Here is an 878-nt window from a genome sequence, read left to right as displayed (position 1 = left end):
TCCGGCATGGCGTTTAAAGACCAGCTAGAGTGGTACATGGTTGTTAAATTGCCATCGAAGGCTTTCGTARTTTCACTACCACTTTGGGACGGCCGCTTTGAAGCGGCTGCGGTGATGGTGACCGGGTTTTGGGCGTTCGCAATTGCACAGAGCAATAGCATGGCCAGAAAAGAGAGTAATCGTTTTTTCATTTAGTTTGGGGTTTAAATTAATTAATATTGGTTTTAGTTTTGTTTAAGCCATCTCCTCCTATTCTGCCCTATATTTTCACCAGTAATGTCTGGCTACGATCTGCTTGTTATTTCTGTTATTTTCCCTTCCTCGGGAGAAAATTTACGGCAAGGCCAAACCGCAGCGTATTGGCCAGCGGATTGCTTCTTTCTGCGGTAGCCAGGTAAGACAGATCAATGCTGTAGATCTGGTACCTAAAACCTGCACCCAGGGTAAAATAACTGCCATCACCTTTCTGTGCATCCTGGTAGTTATAGCCCGCACGGAATACCAACCTATCTTTAAATAACAGTTCGAGCCCGGTTGATAAACCTATTTCCCTTGCTTCTTCACTAAAGCCACCGGGTGCATCGTTAAATGACCCGAAAATGCCTGCCGGAACAGACCGATCGGGGTTCTTTCCACTGATAATCTCTCCATCAGGTGAATAAATGGGCTGGGTAGGGATAAGCAGTTTATTCAGATCTAAAGCCAGCGTCAGTTTGCTTTCATTTCCGATGAAAGTGACTGCAGAGCCCAGTTTCAGCTCAGTAGGCAGAAAATATGGTGTTCCGGTATCGCTATAGCTCATTTTTGTCCCGATGTTGGATATATTTACCCCCATCGACCAATCTGCAGGCCCTCCGAACAACATCACCCCGGTACGG

Annotated in this window: 2 protein-coding genes; both read right to left on the bottom strand. The window is 46.1% G+C overall.

What is annotated here, in order from left to right; genetic code table 11:
* The coding region (locus tag AC1DND_RS28690; protein ID WP_477586347.1) for a hypothetical protein at nt 1–191 on the bottom strand (191 nt) is incomplete at its 3' end.
* Nucleotides 192–307: 116 nt separating this feature from the next.
* A partial coding sequence (locus AC1DND_RS28685; protein ID WP_477586345.1) for a PorV/PorQ family protein occupies nt 308–878 on the bottom strand: 571 nt, incomplete at its 5' end.

The sequence above is a fragment of the Pedobacter sp. 01N416 genome (assembly GCF_056399685.1).
Note: the sequence above shows the minus strand (reverse complement) of the source record. Positions and strands in the feature narration are given on the sequence as shown.